The organism is Kaistia nematophila (genome assembly GCF_026343855.1).
Taxonomy (GTDB): domain Bacteria; phylum Pseudomonadota; class Alphaproteobacteria; order Rhizobiales; family Kaistiaceae; genus Kaistia; species Kaistia nematophila.
The window spans coordinates 1-17,075 of the sequence record NZ_JAPKNK010000003.1 but is presented as its reverse complement, the minus strand read 5'-3'; the positions used below and the strand labels follow the sequence as shown (position 1 = coordinate 17,075).

Here is a 17,075-nt window from a genome sequence, read left to right as displayed (position 1 = left end):
CGCGCGCGCAAGCGTTTCGCGGTTTTCCCTCGTGCGACGCAGTTGTCTGTTGCGGCGCGGCGGCTCGGACGCTAGTGCTGCCCGCCTGCGGAGCCCGGCTCCGCCGCATTCCAAAGAGGCTTAGTAGACCCATGTCAGTCGACCCCGCGCGTTTTGTCCTCACCCTGTCGTGCGGCGATCGTCGAGGTATTGTCGCGGCGGTGGCGAATTGCATCGCCTCGCAGGGCTGCAACATCGTCGAGAGCGCGCAGTATGGCGACGCTGACAGCGGCCGCTTCTTCATGCGCGTCTCGTTCTCGGGTCTCGAGGAAACCACGGTCGAGAGCTTCTCGCGCGGCTTCGAGCCCGTCGCGACGGCCTATGACCTGGACTGGAAGCTGCATGACCTGAAGGTCAAGCCGCGCGTCATGATCCTCGTCTCGAAGATGGGGCACTGCCTGAACGACCTGCTCTATCGCAACTCGATCGGCCAGATCCCGATGGATCTCGTCTCCGTCGTCTCCAATCACGAGACGATGCGCCGCCGGGTCGAGGGCGAGGGGCTGCCCTATCACTACATTCCGATGGACGGACGCACCAAGGCGGAGCAGGAGGGTGAGATCCTCGCCCTGATCGACGAGCAGAAGATCGATCTGGTCGTGCTCGCGCGCTACATGCAGGTTCTTTCGGACGACATGTCGGCGCGGCTCGCCGGCCGCGTCATCAACATCCATCACTCGTTCCTGCCGAGCTTCAAGGGCGCCAAGCCCTATCACCGCGCGCATGAGCGCGGCGTCAAGCTGATCGGCGCGACGGCGCACTACGTCACCGCCGAACTCGACGAAGGCCCGATCATCGAACAGGATGTCGGCCGCGTCGATCACTCCATGTCGGCGGAGGCGATGATCGCCATTGGCCGCGATATCGAGAACACTGTGCTGGCCCGAGCGGTCAAGTTCCACATCGAGCATCGGGTCCTTCTCAATGACACACGGACAGTCGTCTTCCGCTAAGGCTCCGGCAGCCGTCATCGACGGCAAGGCGGTCGCCGCCGAGATCACGGACAAGGTCGCGGCCGAGACGGGCCGGCTGATCGCGGCCGGCGGCGTCGCGCCCGGTCTGGCCGTCGTGCTCGTCGGCGACGACGCGGCGAGCCAGGTCTATGTCGGCGCCAAGGGGCGCAAGGCAAAGGAACTCGGCTTCCATTCGGTGCAGCACACGCTGCCGCTCTCGACCAGCGAGGCCGAGGTGCTGGCAATCGTCGACCAGCTGAACCGCGATCCGTCCATCCACGGCATCCTCGTCCAGCTGCCGCTGCCCCGTCACATCGACACGTCGAAGGTGATCGAGGCAATCGATCCGGCCAAGGACGTCGACGGCTTCCACCCGATCAATGTCGGCCGTCTTGCGATCGGCGAGCGCGATCGCGCGCTGGTCTCCTGCACGCCGGCGGGCTGCCTGCTGCTGATCCAGCGCGTGCTCGGCGGAAACCTCGCCGGCAAGGACGCGCTGGTGATCGGCCGTTCCAACATCGTCGGCAAGCCGATGGCGCAACTGCTGCTGCAGGAAAGCTGCACGGTCACGGTCGCCCATTCGCGCAGCCGCGACCTGCCGGCGCTCGCCCGGAAGGCGGACATCATCGTCGCGGCGGTCGGCCGGCCCGAGATGGTGCGCGGCGACTGGGTCAAGCCCGGCGCGGTGATCATCGATGTCGGCATGAACCGTATTCCGGCGCCGGAGCGCGGCGAGGGCAAGACACGCCTCGTCGGCGACGTCGCCTATGCCGAGGCGGCCGCGATCGCTTCGGCGATCACGCCGGTGCCGGGCGGCGTCGGCCCGATGACGATCGCCATGCTGATGGCCAACACGCTGGTGGCCGCCTGCCGCGCGGCGGGCCAGCCGGAGCCGACGTTCTAGGACCCTCACCCCAACCCTCTCCCGCAAGCGGGAGAGGGGCTCGACTGAGCTGTTGAAGCGCTGGGTCTTGATGAAGGCTGCCGGCCGAAACCCTCGCCCGCTGGCGGGAGAGGGCAGGGTGAGGGGCTTGCTTACTCCAGCTATCGACCCAGCCGTGCGCGCCGGCGTTCGCGGTGCATGATGTAGAGGCCGCTGCCGATCACGATCGCCGCGCCGAACACCATGACCGGATCGACCTGGGTGCCGAACAGGATCGCGCCGTAGATGATGGCCCAGAGGATCATCGAATACTGCATCGGTGCGATGACCGAGGCGGGCGCCAGCGACAGCGACTTCGCCACGAAGAATTGGGCGCTGCCCATGAGCAGGCCCGTGCATGCGAACAGCGCCATGTCGGGCAGGGTCGGCATCCGGAAGGTCAGGATCATGCCCGGCAGGCTGACGGCGATCAGGCCCGTGACGACCGCCAGCACCATGACGGCGTGGGCCTCCTCGCGGGCGATGCGACGCATGACCAGCACGGTGAAGGCGCCAAGGCCGGCGCCGACGAGCGCGGCGGCGTGGCCGACATGCAGGGTCTCGAAGCCCGGGCGCACCATGACGATGATGCCGATGAACCCGACCAGGACCGCGCCCCAGCGATGCAGCCCGACCTTCTCGCCGAGGATCGGGATCGATAGCAGCGTGACGAAGAGCGGCGTGCAGAAGGCGATCGAATAGCTTTCCGCCAGCGGCAGCTGCGAGAAACTGTAGAAGCCGAACACGGTCGCGGTGCCCGCGAGCGCGGCGCGCAGCAGCACGAGGCGCGGATGATGCACGCGGAGCCTGCCGAAGCCGCCGCTGCGCAGGATCATCACCGTCAGCGGGATCAGCGCGAAGAGGGCCTGACTGACGATGATCTGGAACACCGAGTAGCGCGCCGTCAGCAGCTTCACGATCGCATCGCTGGTAGCGAACATGATGTTGCCCGACAGCGCGATGAGGATGCCGGCGACGACGCGTTCTGTCTGCTCGTGGGTGGTGGATGGCAGCACGGCAGACATCAGCACGCGCTCCGATGAAGCGGGCTGATCCAGCGCGCGTCGGCGGCGACGCAGCGCTTCTCGGCGGGGATGGACACGACGGCCTCGGGTGTGTGCGGTGGCAGGCCGGCAGGCGAGACTCGCCAGCCATGGTTGCAAGCTGATGCAAACCCCGGCCGATGACGGAATCAAGGCGTATTCGCGCCGATTCGGGGCCATCATGATGATGTTATGATGTTGTTCGGTCCCCTGTGGCCGAAAAGCCCCGGCGCGGGGCATCGGCCGCATTGGCGGGCGCTGCGCGAGCGGTCAGTATGGCGCGCACGAATCGAAGGGTTACTCATGCACGCGAACAAGCGGATACTCGTCACCGGCGGCGCCGGTTTCCTCGGCTCGCATCTGTGCGACCGGCTGCTGGCGCGCGGCGACGAGGTGCTCTGCGCCGACAATTTCTTCACCGGCTCCCGCCGCAACATCGAGCACCTGATCGGCCACAAGCGCTTCGAACTGATGCGCCACGACGTGACCTTTCCGCTCTATGTCGAGGTCGACGAGATTTACAATCTCGCCTGTCCCGCCTCGCCCGTGCACTACCAGCACGATCCGGTCGCGACCACCAAGGTCAGCGTCCATGGCGCGATCAACATGCTCGGCCTCGCCAAGCGCGTGAAGGCGAAGATCCTGCAGGCCTCGACCTCCGAGGTCTATGGCGATCCCTCCGTGCATCCGCAGACCGAGGACTACTGGGGCAACGTCAACCCGATCGGCATCCGCTCCTGCTATGACGAGGGCAAGCGCTGCGCCGAGACGCTGTTCTTCGACTACTGGCGCCAGCACAAGCTGCGCATCAAGGTGATGCGGATCTTCAATACCTACGGCCCGCGCATGCATCCGAACGACGGCCGCGTGGTGTCGAACTTCATCGTGCAGGCGCTGCGCGGCGAGGACATCACCATCTATGGCGAGGGCCGGCAGACGCGCTCTTTCTGTTATGTCGACGACCTGCTCGACGGCATGGTCCGCCTGATGGAGACCGGCGACGACGTCACCGGGCCGGTCAATATCGGCAATCCCAACGAATTCACCATCCGCCAGCTGGCGGAGCGGGTGATCGCCCTGACGGGTTCTTCCTCGAAGCTAGTCTTCCAGCCCTTGCCCTCGGATGATCCGCGCCAGCGCCAGCCCGACATCACGCTGGCGGGGCAGCTGCTCGACTGGAAGCCGACGATCGAGCTCGACGAGGGACTCCGGCACACCATCGCCTATTTCGACAAGCTGCTTTCGGAGAATGCGGCGTGAGCGCGGCTTTCGAAGTCGCCGAGCGGATCGCCGCGGACAGCGTGCTGGTGGCGGAGTGGCCGCTCTGCCAGGTGCGTCTGATGGATGATCGTCGCTTCCCCTGGCTCCTGCTCCTGCCGCGCAGGGCCGGACTGGAAGAATGGACCGAGCTCGACGAGGCAGAACTTGCCGTGCTCGCCGTCGAGATCAAGCGAGCCGGCGAGGCGCTCGGGGCGGTTGCGACCTTTGACAAGCTGAACGTCGGCGCGCTCGGCAACATTGTTCGCCAGATGCATGTGCACGTCATCGGCCGCTCCGTCGACGACGCCGCCTGGCCCGGCCCGGTCTGGGGGCAGGGGACGCGCGAATCCTATCCGGACGTGGAGCGCGCCGATCTCGTCCGCAGGTTGCAGAATCATCTGGGGGCCGCGCGTTAACCGTGATGGAGGGCGCGGGCGATCGGCGGTCCCGGCCGCAAGTTCAGCCCGTGCCTGCACTTTTCCCTGTTGATCCTATGCCGCAGTGCAAGATTAACGGCCCTTAACAATCCCTTGGTAACCGGTTGTTAACCATGCTCGAAGGAGGTTGAGCATCGAGGCCCGTGGCTGTTCGCAGCCGGGCTGATCGGCTGTCGCAGCCGGCTGGGTTCCGTTCAGGCCGGACATTGCAATTGCTGGCGCACAGGGGACGATCGATGCGGCGAATTCTTAGGAACCGGGTCAATGGGCGGCGCCGCGCGGCGTCCGGTCTCGCTCGGGGATGTGCCGCCTGATGAACCGGGCCTTTTCCCGCTCTCCCCTCGGAATGGTCGGTTGCGCCCTGGCGCTGGCGAGCCTCGCCGCCTGCGGCAGCATCGGCGGCCGCAACATCCAGTCGGGCTCGATCGCCACCAGCGTTACCATCGACAAGGCCTTCGTCGACATGCCGCCGGGCGGTCCCGGCGTCGTCGGCGTGATCGAGCGCCACTACGCCAACTCGACCACCCAGGAGATCGTCCTCTCCAACCGCTCGCACACGCCCGGCCAGAACATGGTGACGGCGACGCTGTTCGGGCCGGTGAAATCGGTGACCGGGCCGGAGAACACCCAGGCCAATCCCGCGATCACGCTGAGCGCCATCGGCGCCGAGATGCGCCAGGCCCTGCCGGGCGTGCCGATGCGCGTCTCGCCCTATTACGCGCAGAACCGTTACGGTTCGTTCGGCTATGCCATGGGCGGCTCGGCGCAGGGCGATACCTGCATCTATGCCTGGCAGCGCATCCGCACACCCGATCTCGATTCCAACATGACGATCGGGCAGGGCACCATCACGCTGCGGCTCCGCCTCTGCGAGCCGAACACGACCGAGGCCAACCTGCTCGCCGTGATGACCGGCATGACGATCAGCTCCTACATCATGGCTGCCAACTGGAATCCCTATGGCGGCGCGCCACCGATCCCGGCCGATCTCGGCAGGCTCGGCACGACCGTGCTGCCGACCGCGCAGGTGACGCCGCAGCTGGCGCCGGAACCGGCGCCAGCGCCGGCCGCTCCGGTGCGCCGTGTCGTCCGCAAGGCACCCGTCGAGGCCGCCGATCCGGTGCCGGCGCCCGATAGCGGCCGCTTCGACGATTTCGCAGCTGTCCCGCCTCCCCAACTTTGAGCGCATGACATGACGTGTGGTGCCGCAGCGCATTTCGGTGACAGGAGCCGCCCCGGTGCGGCCGTAAGGCCGTCCGGGCTTTGCTCCCGGCATGAAATGGGGAATTCGTGATGGGACGCATCGGCATCGGGCTGCTCTGGGCCATCGCGGCGCTGGCGACGGCCTTCCTCATCACCCTTCCTATCAGCCTGCAGGCGCACCTGATCGCCGGCACCGCGGTGCTCGGCGTGATGATGGTCCTGAAGACCTTCACGAGCGGCGGCGTCTGGCGCCAGATCGCGCTCGCGCTCGGCACGTCGCTGGTGCTGCGCTACGCCTACTGGCGTACGACCAGCACGCTGCCGCCGATCAACGAGCTGCAGAACTTCATTCCCGGCTTTCTCGTCTACATCTGTGAAATGTACAGCATTTTCATGCTGTTCCTGAGCCTGTTCGTCGTGATGCTTCCGCATCCGCCGCGCAACCTCAAGATTTCGTCCTCCGACCCGGACCTGCCGACCGTCGACGTCTTCGTTCCGACCTACAACGAAGAACCGGAGCTGCTGGCGACGACGCTCGCGGCCGCCAAGGCGATGGACTATCCGGCCGAGAAGCTGACTGTCTGGCTGCTCGATGACGGCGGCACCGTCCAGAAGCGCAACGCCGAGAACATGCAGGCGGCGCAGGAGGCGGAAGAGCGTTTCATCACGCTGCAGAAGCTCGCCGAGGATCTCGGCTGCCGCTACCTGACGCGCGAGCGCAACGAGCACGCCAAGGCCGGCAACATGAACAACGGCCTGCAGTTCGCCAAAGGCGAACTCGTGGTCGTCTTCGACGCCGACCATGCGCCGGCGCGCGATTTCCTGCTCTACACGGTCGGTTACTTCAAGCAGGATCCGAAGCTCTTCCTGGTGCAGTCGCCGCACTTCTTCCTCAACCCCGACCCGGTCGAGCGCAACCTTCGCACCTTCGAGACGATGCCGTCCGAGAACGAGATGTTCTACGGCATCATCCAGCGCGGCCTCGACAAATGGGACGCCTCGTTCTTCTGCGGGTCGGCCGCGGTGCTGCGCCGCGAGGCACTCGACCAGACGGGCGGCTTCTCCGGCGTCTCGATCACCGAGGACGCCGAGACCGCGCTCGAGCTGCACGCGAGCGGCTGGCACAGCGTCTATGTCGATCGCCCGCTGATCGCCGGCCTGCAGCCCGCCACCTTCGCCTCGTTCATCGGCCAGCGCAGCCGCTGGGCGCAGGGCATGTACCAGATCCTGCGGTTCCGCTTTCCGCCCGGCAAGCGCGGTCTCTCGATCCCGCAGCGGCTTTGCTACATGTCGAGCACGCTGTTCTGGTTCTTCCCGCTGACGCGCTGGATCTTCCTGCTCGCGCCGCTCTGCTACCTGTTCTTCAACCTCGAGATCTTCACGGCATCGGCGGGCGAGTTCGTCGCCTACAGCTCGTCCTACATGATCGTGAACCTGATGATGCAGAACTACCTCTATGGCCGCTTCCGCTGGCCGTGGATCTCGGAGCTGTATGAGTATGTGCAGTCGGTCTACCTGCTGCCGGCACTGTTCTCGGTCATCCTCAATCCGAGCAAGCCGACCTTCAAGGTGACTTCCAAGAGCGAATCGCTCGACGTCGCCCGCGTCTCGGAACTGTCGCGGCCGTTCTTCATCATCTTCGCCGTGCTGGTGTTCGCCGTGCTGATGACCGCCTGGCGCATCATCAACGAGCCCTGGAAGGCCGACGTCGCCTTCGTGGTGGGCGGCTGGAACCTGCTCAACCTGATCATCGCCGGCTGCGCGCTTGGCGTGGTGTCCGAGCGCCAGGAGAACCGCGCCAGCCGCCGCGTCGACGTCAAGCGCCGCTGCGAGATCCTCGTCGGCGACAAGGTGATCCCGGCGACGATCGAGGACGCCTCGGTCGGCGGCGCCCGCATCAACCTCGGCAATGTGAAGGTGCCGGAGATCGCCCGCGACCTCTATTGCGACGTGCGCTTCAAGACGAATGTCGAGATCGCGACCCCGTCCATGCCGATCAGCATCCGCAGCATGATCCGCAAGCCCGAAGGCGTGATGCTCGGCGTCCGCTACGAGCCCTCCGTCGCCGACCATTACCGGTTGATCTCGGATCTTGTGTTCGCGAGTTCCGATCTCTGGACCAAGTTCCAGTGGTCGCGCCGCACCAACATCGGAATCCTGCGCGGCACCGTCTGGTTCCTGAGTCTGTCCGTCTACCAGACCGGGCGCGGCCTCGCCTATTTCCTGAGATCGTTCCGCCGCTCGCAGCCCGACAAGGCTTCCGTGGCCGCAGCCGCCGGAAAGCCGAATTCATGAAGACGCTGATCCGCACCGGCTTCGCCATCGGCCTGCTCGGCACAAGCGCCATCTGGGCCATCGCGCAGGCGCCGCAACCCTTCGATATGAGCGGCGAGCGCGTCGCCAATCCGGCGCCGGCGGCTCCGCCCGCCGCGCTGAACCCGGCCGCGGTCGCCCGGCCCGAGGCTCCGTTCCAGCTGGCGCCTCCCGTCCAGCCGGCGCAGCCCGCCCAACCTGTCCCCGTCCAGCCGGCGCCGGCCGCCGCTCCCCAGCCGCCGGCCGTCGCGCCGGCGCAGCCTTCGGCGGCCGCCCGGCCCGAGCCGATCCGCGAGATCCAGATCGCCCCCGTCGCCCCCGAGCCCGAGGCGGTCGAACTGCCGCCCGCGCCGCAGCCGGCCCAGGCCGCCCCGGAACCAGCGCCGGCCCCCGCGCCGCAGCCGGCCCAGGACGTGGCGGCTGCGACTGCGGCCAAGCCGGCGCTGCCGGCCAATTTCGAGCGCCGCTACATCGTTCCCTCCGCGTCGATGCGGCTTGAGGGCGAGATGGACCAGCGCGCCTGGGCGATCTTTCTGACAGCCGATCAGGCCGCCACGCCGGCGCGCCTCGACGTTTCGTTCAAGAACGCCATCGTCGTGATGCCCGAGGCGTCGCGCCTGAGGGTTTCGATCAACAACGAGCCCGTGCTCGAGACGGCGCTCTCGTCCTCGGAATCGTTCCGCGACGTGATGGCCATGGTGCCGCCGGGGCTTTTGCAGGCCGGCGCCAACACGATCCGCTTCCAGGTGGCGCAGCGCCACCGTACCGACTGCACCGTCCAGTCCACCTTCGAGCTCTGGACCGAGATCGATCCCGCCGGGACGTCGCTGATTTTTGCGCGCGCCGACGCGCCGCGCAGCTTGCGCGGTCTCGTCGACCTGCCGGCCATCGGCTTCAACGAGAAGGGCGTGACGCCGATCCATGTCATCGCGCCCGGCAGCAACCAGCCGACGATCGCGCCGCATCTCCTGAAGCTCGTCCAAGCGCTCGCCCTGACCGGCAACTATCCGAACCCGGTCGTCACGGTCTCCGAGACCGTGACCAAGCCGGATGGCGACGGCTCGCTGACCGTCGTGCTCGGCGTTGCGAGCGAGATCAGCGCGGCCCTGACGCATCCCCCCGCGGATGCGATCTCCCGTCCGATCGTCGGCTTCGTCGATGATGAGAGGCTCGGTACGTCCGTCCTGGTTGTCTCCGGCGCCAACTGGGGTCAGATCGGTACGGCCATCGAGACGATGGCGGCGGCGGTCGATCGCCCGATCAGCGTCGTGCGCACCGTCATGAACACGGCGCCCTGGCTCTCGCCGGACGTCCGCTTTGTCACCGGCAAGGACAGCTTCCGAATCGCCGATGCGGGCGCCGGCACGCAGGAATTCTCCGGCCGCCGCTTCCATACGGAATTCGCGGTGGGCGTGCCCTCCGATTTCTACGCCGAGGCCTATGGCGAGGCCACGCTGCTGCTCGACGCGGCCTATACCTCGGCCGTCCGCCCGGCCAGCCACATCGACATCTATGTGAACGACCAGATCGCGGCGACGACACGCATCACGCGGCAGCAGGGCGGCATCTACCGCCAGTTTCCGATCCAGGTCCCGCTTCGCCACTTCCGGCCGGGCGTCAACCGGATTTCGATCAACGCGATGCTCGATACGGCCGAGGACGCAGTCTGCGCGCCCGGCGGTTCGACGGCGGGCGGCCAGCGCTTCGTGCTGTTCGACACCACCACCTTCGCGATGCCGAACTTCGCGCGCATCGGGCGCCGGCCCAACCTGGCGGCCTTCGCCGGCACGGCCTTCCCCTACAACCGGGCGGAGGAGCCGAGCGCACTCGTTCTCGGCCGTGCCGATCCGACCATCTATTCGGCAGCCGCGAGCCTGGTGGCCCGGATGGCGATCCAGGCCGGCCGCATCGTGCCGCTGACGCCGACGCCGGCCGCCAGCGTCGGCGACCGCTCCGCCATCTTCGTCGGCACGGCGGCACAGATGCCCGCCAGCGTGCTCGGCCAGGTCCATGTCGCGGAAAGCATCCGCACCAGCTGGCGCGACGAGACGAGCGCGGGCAAGCGTGTCATGCCCGCCTCGGCTGCTGCCGGGTTCGAGGCGCTCGACGGCGCCCTGCATCGCCCGGGCACCGAGATCGGCCAGGCGCCGGCCTCCAGCCCGGAGACCGAGGACACCAGCGCAACCTTCAATCGCTGGCGCAGCGAGGTCGGTGGCGGCGGGCTGCAGGGGCAGCTCGCCGGCTTCGAAGGCTGGCTGCAGCGCAATTTCGACATCTCGTTCTCGACCTTCCGCCTGCGCGAGGCGGCGGCGCCTCCCTATGACCCGGCGCCGAAGACGAGCCTGATCGTGGCGCAGCAGGCGAGCCCGAACGGCGGCGGCACCTGGACCGTTCTGACGGCGCCTTCCGAGGAGCGGCTGATCACCGGCATCCAGTCGATCTCGACGGTCCAGCGCTGGCCGCTGCTCGGGGGGGCGCTCACCACATATTCCGCGACGACCGACGCGATCGAGAGCCGGCCGCTGCTGACCTTCGAATTCGTGATGACCCAGCCGGTCGCGCCGGGGAATCTGCGCCTGATCGCCGCCAACTGGCTGTCCAGCAACGTCGTGGTCTACGCGATCGGGCTGGTGGTTTTGTGTATCGTTCTCGGCATTGTCACGACGGGCCTTCTGGCACGCCTGGGGAGACGGTCATGATTGGTTCTTTCCTCCGCATTTCGGGTGTCGCATCCCTGATCGCCGGCGGCTTGATGTCGGTGGCGGTGGCCGCCCACGCGGAGCAACTCACCATGCGCGGCACCGTCTCGGCCGATGACTGGAAGACCTACAGCGATCGCTTCGTCGCTCCCAACGGACGCGTCATCGACGACGCCAACGGCGACATCAGCCACAGCGAAGGGCAGGGCTACGGACTGCTGCTTGCCTTCGCCGCCGATGACCGCGCCGCCTTCGAGCGGATCTGGAGCTTCACGCGCACCGAACTGCTCCTGCGCGACGACGGCCTGGCCGTCTGGAGCTGGCGGCCGACGCTGCCGCATGTGCCCGACACCAACAATGCCAGCGACGGCGACCTGCTGATCGCCTATGCGCTCGCCGAGGCGGGCTGGGCGTGGAAGGAGAAGGGCTATCTCCAGTCGGCCACGGCGATCGCCACCGCGCTCGGCAAGAAGACCGTGGTGAAGGATCTCGGCCGGGAGCTGCTGCTGCCCGGCGTCGATGGCTTCAGCCGCTCGGCGCGCCCGGACGGGCCGATCGTCAATCTCTCCTACTGGATCTTCGAGGCGTTTCCCGTGATGGCACAGCTGGCGCCGGCGACCAACTGGAAGGGACTTGCGAATTCCGGCCTGTCGCTGCTGCGGCAGGCGCAGTTCGGCGAGGAGCATCTGCCGACCGACTGGATCACGGTGCATGAAAAGCGGGTGGAGCCGGCCGAGGGCTTCGATCCCGTCTTCGGCTACAATTCCATCCGCATCCCGCTCTACATCCTGCGTGCCGGCATCACCGACGCCGCGCTGCTCGGGCCCTATGAAAAGGCCTGGTTCGGACCCGGCAAGCCGGGTCCCGCCGTGATCAACGTCAAGACCAACGCGGTCGAGAGCACGCTGGGCGAGCCCGGCTATCGCATCGTCGCCGCGGCGCTGGCCTGCGTGCGGGACGGCAAGCCGGTTCCGGACGACCTCAAGACCTTCTCGCCGACGCTCTACTACCCGTCGACCCTCCACCTTCTCTCCTTGTCCTTTCTGAAAGAAAGGCGCGCGGAATGCCTGTGAAGCAGCAGCTCCTGATCCTCGGCGCCTTTGTGGTCATCGGCCTGGAAGGCGCCTATCTCCTCGACCAGGCGCTGTCGCCGGCGGAAGCGGGCGACGAAACCGCGCAGATGCTTCAGGTGCGGCGGGTGCAAGACGCCGCCACCGACTTTTATGGCTCGTCCGCGAGCGTCCCGGTCGTGCCGACGCGAACCGTCCGCATGGCGCAGGCCCCGGCGGCGCCCGCGGCTCCGGCTGTCGCGCCTGCGGCGCCGGCCCCCGCCATCGCCCCGGCGCCGGCGCTGGCGGCAGCTCCCGCTGTCGACGAGACTGCGCTCCGCTATTTTGCCCGCCAGGGTGACCAGCGTCGTCTGCAGGCGGAGATCGCCCGGCTTCGAGCCCTCAACCCCGATTGGACACCGCCGGACGATTTCTCGGCGCCGGTGCCGATTTCCGATCCGGTGCTTGACCAGATGTGGAAACTCTATGGCGACGGCCAGTATGCCGCCGTGCGCAGCGCCATCGCCGCACGGCTCGCCCGCGAGCCCAACTGGCAGGTGCCGCCGGACCTGCTCGCCCGCCTCGAAGTGGGCGAGGCGCGCGACCGGCTGGTCAATGCCTCCAACGCGCAGCAGTGGAACACGGTCGTCTCGGTCGCCGCCGCGACGCCGGCTCTCCTGACCTGTGCCGATGTCGACGTGCTCTGGCGCGTCGCCGAAGGCTTCGCCAAGACCGCGCGGACGCCGCGCGCCCGCGATGTCGGCGTCTACATCCTGACGAACTGCCAGGACCCGAAGGAACGTCTCGCCACCGTCCAGAAGGCGATGGGCTATCTCGACGATGCCGAGCTCAACGAATTGCTCAAGCTGGAGCGCACCGGTCCGGACGGGCAAGGCGAGTTCGCGCCGGTCAAGGGCGACCTGGCCCGGCGCCGCCTCGCCGCCGGCGCCAAGGATCCGAGCCTCGCGGTGGCGCCCGACGATATCGCGCTCGTCGAGCGGCTGGTGCGGGAGGGCACGGGCCCGGACGATGCGGTGCTTCTCGGCTCCTATTGGTTCCAGCACAACGACCCGACCCGTGCGGCGCAGTGGTTCGAACTCGCCAAGGGGCGAGCCGACACGGCGGAGATCGCGCGCGGCTATGCCTATGTGCTGAACGCGCTGAAGCGGCCCGTCGATGCCGAAACCGCTGCCTACAAGTGGCGCGACGCCACCAAGGAAAACACCGACGCCTATCTCGTCGTCGCGACCGCCACGCTCGCCATCGATCCGCCGGTGAAGCTGGAGCGCGACGTGCTGACCCGCATGGCCACCGCGATCAGCGACGCCAAGTATGGCCCCGGCGCGCAGGAATTCGGCTGGTACGCCTACAAGATCGGCCAGACGGCGATCGCCGCCCGCTGGTTCGCCACCGCGCTGTCGCTGATGCCGAACGACGAGCCCTCCGCCTATGGCCTGGCGCTCGCCAACCAGAAGCTCAAGGACAAGGCCGGCTTCGAGAAGATCATTCGGGAGTGGGGTCCGCGTTCGCCGCGCATCGCCGCGCTGGCGGATCCGAAGGCGGCCCGGCAGCGGATCCCGGCCGCCGAGGCCATTCCCGGTCCCGATGGAGCCGTGGCGGTCGACGATCCCGCCCCGGCGGCGCGGGTGGAGACCGTTGCCGACGAGGAAGAGGCGGATCCCGCCCCGGTGGCGCGTCCGGCTCGCCGGCAGCAGGCCGCTGCCCAGCCGGCCGAGCGCCGCGCCGCCCCGCGCAATGCCTCCCGCAGCCGCGGCCGCACCTGCACCGGCGAAGTGCGTCCGGCGCTGCTTTCGTCGATGAGCGCGCTCAATCGCGGCTGGTGCCTGATGGACCTGAACCGTCCGATCGAGGCGGCCGACGCGTTCGACGTCGCGCTCCGCACCAGCTACGGCCAGGTCGCGCAGGACGCCGCTTATGGCAAGACGCTCGCCTATCTGCGCGCCGGGCTGACGGACCAGGCAGCAGCTTCCGCCGCGCAGACCTCGCAGACCGTCCAGCGCGCGATCGAGCTCAAGACCGAGATCCTGACCCAGCGCGCCATCGGCTCCTACAATGATGGCCGCTACATCGAGACGCTCCTGATGCTCGACGAGCGTTCGCGCATCGCACCCGAGCAGAACGACCTGATGATGATGCGGGGCTGGTCCTACTTTCACCTGCGCCGTTGGAACGACGCCAAGACGATCTTCGTCGCGGTCGCCGGCACCGGCTCGCGCGAGGCGCAGCGCGCCCTGGCGACGCTGGCCGAGGCGATGAAGCCGCACTGAGCGGACGCGGCGCCAGCGCTGCGTTCCCTCGGATAGGGCCTAGCGGACGACGCAGCCGCGCGTATAGCCGACATGGCCGCAGCGGACGGCGGGCGCCGCCGCAGGCGGACGCTGGACGCAGCCCCTGACATAGGCGCCGGCGCGGCAATAGACGACGGCCTCGCCGGGCGAGGTGGCCATCAGTGTGGTCATTGCCATGATCACGGCGAGGCCGGCCAGTCGGGCACGACCCAAGGCTGAAGATTTCATGATGATCTCTCCTGCGTTCCGGGGATGGGCAACAGCCCGCCAGCCGTCACGCTAGGACTACCACGCGGCCGAATCGCCCTTTCTACATATCGCCGTGATCCGTGCGTGTCGGGGCTTCCCCGGGCGTGGGAGGGCCGCATTGAGCCGTCCTGAAGGATGGGCGAAACTTGCGCCTTCGAATGTCGGAAGGCGAGGGCGGCGAGATGACAGGAAATTTTCTCTTCGATGGCCCGGAAGACGCGCGGGCGACCATCCTGCTGGCGCATGGCGCCGGGGCGCCGATGGATTCGGCCTCGATGACGGCGTCGGCGAGGGCGCTCGCGACGGCGGGCCTCCGTGTCGCGCGATTCGAGTTCGCCTATATGGCCGAGCGGCGGAGCGGAACCGGCCGCAAGCCGCCGCCGCGCGCCGACAGGCTGATGCCCGAATATCGCGAAGCGATTGCGGCGCTCGCCGCCTCGACGCCGCTTATCATCGGCGGCAAGTCGATGGGCGGGCGCGTCGCCAGCATGGTCGCCGACGAATTCCATGCCGCCGGCGAGATCGCCGGTCTGCTCTGCCTCGGCTATCCATTCCATCCGCCGACCAAGCCGGACGAACTGCGCACGGCCCATCTCGTCGAGCTGCGGACGCCGACGCTGATCTGCCAGGGCACGCGCGACGAATTCGGAACACGGGAAGAGGTTGGCGGCTATGCGCTGTCGCCACGAATCGAGGTTCTCTGGCTCGAGGATGGCGACCACGACCTGAAGCCGCGCAAGAGCGTCTCCGGCTTCACGGCGGCGGACCATCTTAAGACGATGTCGGCCCGGGCATCGAGCTGGATCCACGGGTTGGTGGACCGCTGATAGCCAGAGCGGTCGCAACAGGCGGAGCGGAGGGGACGCGACCTGCGAACCTGCCGGGAGCCAGGCGAAACGTTGGGGGACGCGTGGGCTTTTCTGGAAAATGGTGCCGGTTGAGGGGATTGAACCCCCGACCTTCGGTTTACAAAACCGCTGCTCTACCGCTGAGCTAAACCGGCCCGGTGACGGGTGTAGTGAGGACCGCACCCGCCGGTCAAGCGCGGATCGCGCAGATTTCCGCAATCGATCGCTTTTCCCTCCGCTGCCGCTTTGGCCGTGCGCGGGGAGGGCGGCGGGGTGGAATCACGCGGGAGGCGTTGGCTCGCGCGTGATTCGCAGTCGTGCCCGCCTCAGGCGGTGGGCGTGCCGAGATGGCGGTGGGCCAGGTAGAGCGACAGCACCGCCGCGTTGGAGACGTTGAGGCTCTTGATCGCGCCAGGCATGTCGAGCCGGGCGACGACGTCGCAGCGGTCGCGCGTCAGACGGCGCAGGCCCTTGCCTTCCGCGCCCAGCACGAGGGCGATCCTGTCGCCCTGCATGCCGTCCTCGATCGAGGTCGTGCCTTCGCTGTCGAGGCCGACGCAGGTGTAGCCCATGTCGCGGAGATCGGTGAGCGCGGTTGCGAGATTCGGCACTTCGATCATCGCGATGTGCTCGAGCGCGCCGGATGCCGACTTGGCGAGCACGCCGGTCTCGGTCGGGGCGTGGCGGCCTGTGGTGACCAGCGCATCGGCGCCGAACGCCACGGCCGAGCGCAGGATCGCGCCGACATTATGCGGATCCGTCACCTGGTCGAGCACGACGACGAGGCGGGCGTCGCCGAGCGCGTCGAGATCGAGCGGCTCCAGAGGTGCGACTTCGACGGCGACGCCCTGATGCACCGCCTCGGCGCCGAGCAGTTTGTCGAGATCGCGCGGCGACGCGTCCTTGAGGCCGGCGGGGAGGGAGGCGCCCTCCTCGACGAGCCGTGCTGCGGCATTCTGCGTCGCCAGCAGCGTCAAAACCCTGCGCCGGGGATTCGAAAGCACCGCTGCCACGGCGTGGATGCCATATATCCACAGCTGATCGGGCCGGCGTTCGGCCGGCGCGTTGGAGCCGAAACGGCGTTGGCCGTGTTGGCCGGGCTTGCCCTTGCCGCCCCGGAAATGGCCGGGTTGCCGCGGGGATTTGCTATGTTTGTTTTCGTCGGTCATGCCCCGCTTATACGGGCGGCGCGCGAAACCGGCAATCGAACCGGCCGCCGGATTCGGGCCCATGCACCGAAGCCGTGGAAGTTGGTTGGATATGCGTTGACAGGGCCGGGCAAGGTCGCCATAAGACGCCCATCGAACGACCCGCCCGGCGGGTTCGTCCGGTGACTGCCTGAACGGTAACGCTCTGCCGAAGTGATTTGGAGGAGTGCCCGAGTGGTTAAAGGGGACGGACTGTAAATCCGTTGGCTTAGCCTACGTTGGTTCGAATCCAACCTCCTCCACCATTTCGACGGAACGTTAGCGTGCGGGTGTAGCTCAATGGTAGAGCAGCAGCCTTCCAAGCTGAATACGAGGGTTCGATTCCCTTCACCCGCTCCATCAACTGAGCCTTGCGCTTCTGGCGCGATCTGAGCGCGTTGCGCAGCGGTTTGATGGTGCAGTTCGAGCCGTCCGGCTCGTAGGAACGAGACGACAGGAAGCGACGTCGATGGCAAAAGAGAAATTCCAGCGCAACAAGCCGCACTGCAACATTGGCACGATCGGCCACGTTGACCACGGCAAGACCTCGCTGACCGCGGCGAT

Annotated in this window: 14 protein-coding genes and 3 tRNA genes; 13 read left to right on the top strand and 4 right to left on the bottom strand. The window is 67.5% G+C overall.

Annotation, left to right across the window (positions count from 1 at the left end):
- Positions 1 to 131: 131 nt before the first annotated feature.
- Positions 132 to 992: a formyltetrahydrofolate deformylase gene (gene purU, locus OSH07_RS08545; protein WP_266338217.1), complete on the top strand. Its 861-nt coding sequence runs from the start codon at positions 132 to 134 to the stop codon at positions 990 to 992.
- Positions 964 to 1,896, top strand: coding sequence for a bifunctional methylenetetrahydrofolate dehydrogenase/methenyltetrahydrofolate cyclohydrolase FolD (gene folD, locus OSH07_RS08540; protein WP_266338216.1), 933 nt, complete (start codon positions 964 to 966; stop codon positions 1,894 to 1,896). The genes purU and folD overlap by 29 nt, the downstream gene beginning before the upstream one ends.
- Positions 1,897 to 2,036: 140 nt before the next feature.
- Here folD and OSH07_RS08535 read toward each other — a convergent pair whose 3' ends face one another.
- Positions 2,037 to 2,939 (bottom strand): DMT family transporter, encoded by a 903-nt coding sequence (locus tag OSH07_RS08535; RefSeq protein WP_266338215.1) that lies wholly within the window; start codon positions 2,937 to 2,939, stop codon positions 2,037 to 2,039.
- A gap of 321 nt (positions 2,940 to 3,260) precedes the next feature.
- Between OSH07_RS08535 and OSH07_RS08530 the strand changes: the two genes are divergently transcribed.
- From OSH07_RS08530 to OSH07_RS08500, 7 genes are all read left to right on the top strand, one after another.
- Complete coding sequence (locus OSH07_RS08530; RefSeq protein WP_266338214.1) at positions 3,261 to 4,217, top strand: UDP-glucuronic acid decarboxylase family protein; 957 nt, start codon at positions 3,261 to 3,263, stop codon at positions 4,215 to 4,217.
- On the top strand, positions 4,214 to 4,633 hold the full coding sequence (locus OSH07_RS08525; protein WP_266338213.1) for an HIT domain-containing protein: 420 nt from the start codon (positions 4,214 to 4,216) through the stop codon (positions 4,631 to 4,633). Before OSH07_RS08530 ends, OSH07_RS08525 begins: the two co-directional genes overlap by 4 nt.
- A gap of 334 nt (positions 4,634 to 4,967) precedes the next feature.
- Positions 4,968 to 5,837 carry a cellulose biosynthesis protein BcsN gene (bcsN, locus tag OSH07_RS08520; protein ID WP_266338212.1) on the top strand — a complete coding sequence of 290 codons (870 nt, stop codon included), beginning with the start codon at positions 4,968 to 4,970 and terminating at the stop codon, positions 5,835 to 5,837.
- Positions 5,838 to 5,947: 110 nt separating this feature from the next.
- Positions 5,948 to 8,152: a UDP-forming cellulose synthase catalytic subunit gene (gene bcsA / locus OSH07_RS08515; protein ID WP_266338211.1), complete on the top strand. Its 2,205-nt coding sequence runs from the start codon at positions 5,948 to 5,950 to the stop codon at positions 8,150 to 8,152.
- Complete coding sequence (locus tag OSH07_RS08510; protein WP_266338210.1) at positions 8,149 to 10,869, top strand: cellulose biosynthesis cyclic di-GMP-binding regulatory protein BcsB; 2,721 nt, start codon at positions 8,149 to 8,151, stop codon at positions 10,867 to 10,869. Before bcsA ends, OSH07_RS08510 begins: the two co-directional genes overlap by 4 nt.
- Positions 10,866 to 11,942: a family 8 glycosyl hydrolase gene (locus OSH07_RS08505; protein WP_266338209.1), complete on the top strand. Its 1,077-nt coding sequence runs from the start codon at positions 10,866 to 10,868 to the stop codon at positions 11,940 to 11,942. The genes OSH07_RS08510 and OSH07_RS08505 overlap by 4 nt, the downstream gene beginning before the upstream one ends.
- On the top strand, positions 11,939 to 14,206 hold the full coding sequence (locus OSH07_RS08500) for a cellulose synthase (protein ID WP_266338208.1): 2,268 nt from the start codon (positions 11,939 to 11,941) through the stop codon (positions 14,204 to 14,206). The genes OSH07_RS08505 and OSH07_RS08500 overlap by 4 nt, the downstream gene beginning before the upstream one ends.
- A 39-nt stretch (positions 14,207 to 14,245) precedes the next feature.
- On the opposite strand, the gene OSH07_RS08495 is transcribed toward OSH07_RS08500, so the two are convergent.
- Positions 14,246 to 14,455, bottom strand: coding sequence for a hypothetical protein (locus OSH07_RS08495; protein ID WP_266338207.1), 210 nt, complete (start codon positions 14,453 to 14,455; stop codon positions 14,246 to 14,248).
- A 203-nt stretch (positions 14,456 to 14,658) separates the two neighbouring features.
- Here OSH07_RS08495 and OSH07_RS08490 point away from each other — a divergent pair, with 203 nt between their 5' ends.
- Positions 14,659 to 15,303, top strand: a complete 645-nt coding sequence (locus OSH07_RS08490; RefSeq protein WP_266338206.1) for an alpha/beta hydrolase family protein — start codon at positions 14,659 to 14,661, stop codon at positions 15,301 to 15,303.
- 101 nt (positions 15,304 to 15,404) lie between these two features.
- Here OSH07_RS08490 and OSH07_RS08485 read toward each other — a convergent pair.
- Together OSH07_RS08485 and rlmB are read right to left on the bottom strand one after the other, a co-directional pair.
- A tRNA-Thr gene (locus OSH07_RS08485) sits at positions 15,405 to 15,479 on the bottom strand.
- 171 nt (positions 15,480 to 15,650) lie between these two features.
- The gene (gene rlmB / locus OSH07_RS08480) at positions 15,651 to 16,493 is read right to left on the bottom strand and encodes a 23S rRNA (guanosine(2251)-2'-O)-methyltransferase RlmB (RefSeq protein ID WP_266338205.1); all 843 of its coding nucleotides are present in this window, start codon (positions 16,491 to 16,493) and stop codon (positions 15,651 to 15,653) included.
- Between the two features lie 199 nt (positions 16,494 to 16,692).
- Between rlmB and OSH07_RS08475 the strand changes: the two genes are divergently transcribed.
- The 3 genes from OSH07_RS08475 to OSH07_RS08465 form a co-directional block, all read left to right on the top strand.
- Positions 16,693 to 16,777, top strand: a tRNA-Tyr gene (locus OSH07_RS08475).
- 20 nt (positions 16,778 to 16,797) lie between these two features.
- A tRNA-Gly gene (locus tag OSH07_RS08470) sits at positions 16,798 to 16,871 on the top strand.
- Positions 16,872 to 16,980: 109 nt separating this feature from the next.
- Positions 16,981 to 17,075 (top strand): GTP-binding protein (locus tag OSH07_RS08465; RefSeq protein WP_266338652.1); only part of this gene is annotated, 95 nt, incomplete at its 3' end.

Bases quoted from the DNA above. Each gene is read 5' to 3' on its own strand.
- purU (WP_266338217.1), top strand. From the start codon at position 132: ATGTCAGTCGACCCCGCGCGTTTTGTCCTCACCCTGTCGTGCGGCGAT.
- folD (WP_266338216.1), top strand. From the start codon at position 964: ATGACACACGGACAGTCGTCTTCCGCTAAGGCTCCGGCAGCCGTCATC.
- OSH07_RS08535 (WP_266338215.1), bottom strand. From the start codon at position 2,939: ATGTCTGCCGTGCTGCCATCCACCACCCACGAGCAGACAGAACGCGTC.
- OSH07_RS08530 (WP_266338214.1), top strand. From the start codon at position 3,261: ATGCACGCGAACAAGCGGATACTCGTCACCGGCGGCGCCGGTTTCCTC.
- bcsN (WP_266338212.1), top strand. From the start codon at position 4,968: ATGAACCGGGCCTTTTCCCGCTCTCCCCTCGGAATGGTCGGTTGCGCC.
- bcsA (WP_266338211.1), top strand. From the start codon at position 5,948: ATGGGACGCATCGGCATCGGGCTGCTCTGGGCCATCGCGGCGCTGGCG.
- OSH07_RS08510 (WP_266338210.1), top strand. From the start codon at position 8,149: ATGAAGACGCTGATCCGCACCGGCTTCGCCATCGGCCTGCTCGGCACA.
- OSH07_RS08505 (WP_266338209.1), top strand. From the start codon at position 10,866: ATGATTGGTTCTTTCCTCCGCATTTCGGGTGTCGCATCCCTGATCGCC.
- OSH07_RS08495 (WP_266338207.1), bottom strand. From the start codon at position 14,455: ATGAAATCTTCAGCCTTGGGTCGTGCCCGACTGGCCGGCCTCGCCGTG.
- OSH07_RS08490 (WP_266338206.1), top strand. From the start codon at position 14,659: ATGACAGGAAATTTTCTCTTCGATGGCCCGGAAGACGCGCGGGCGACC.
- rlmB (WP_266338205.1), bottom strand. From the start codon at position 16,493: ATGACCGACGAAAACAAACATAGCAAATCCCCGCGGCAACCCGGCCAT.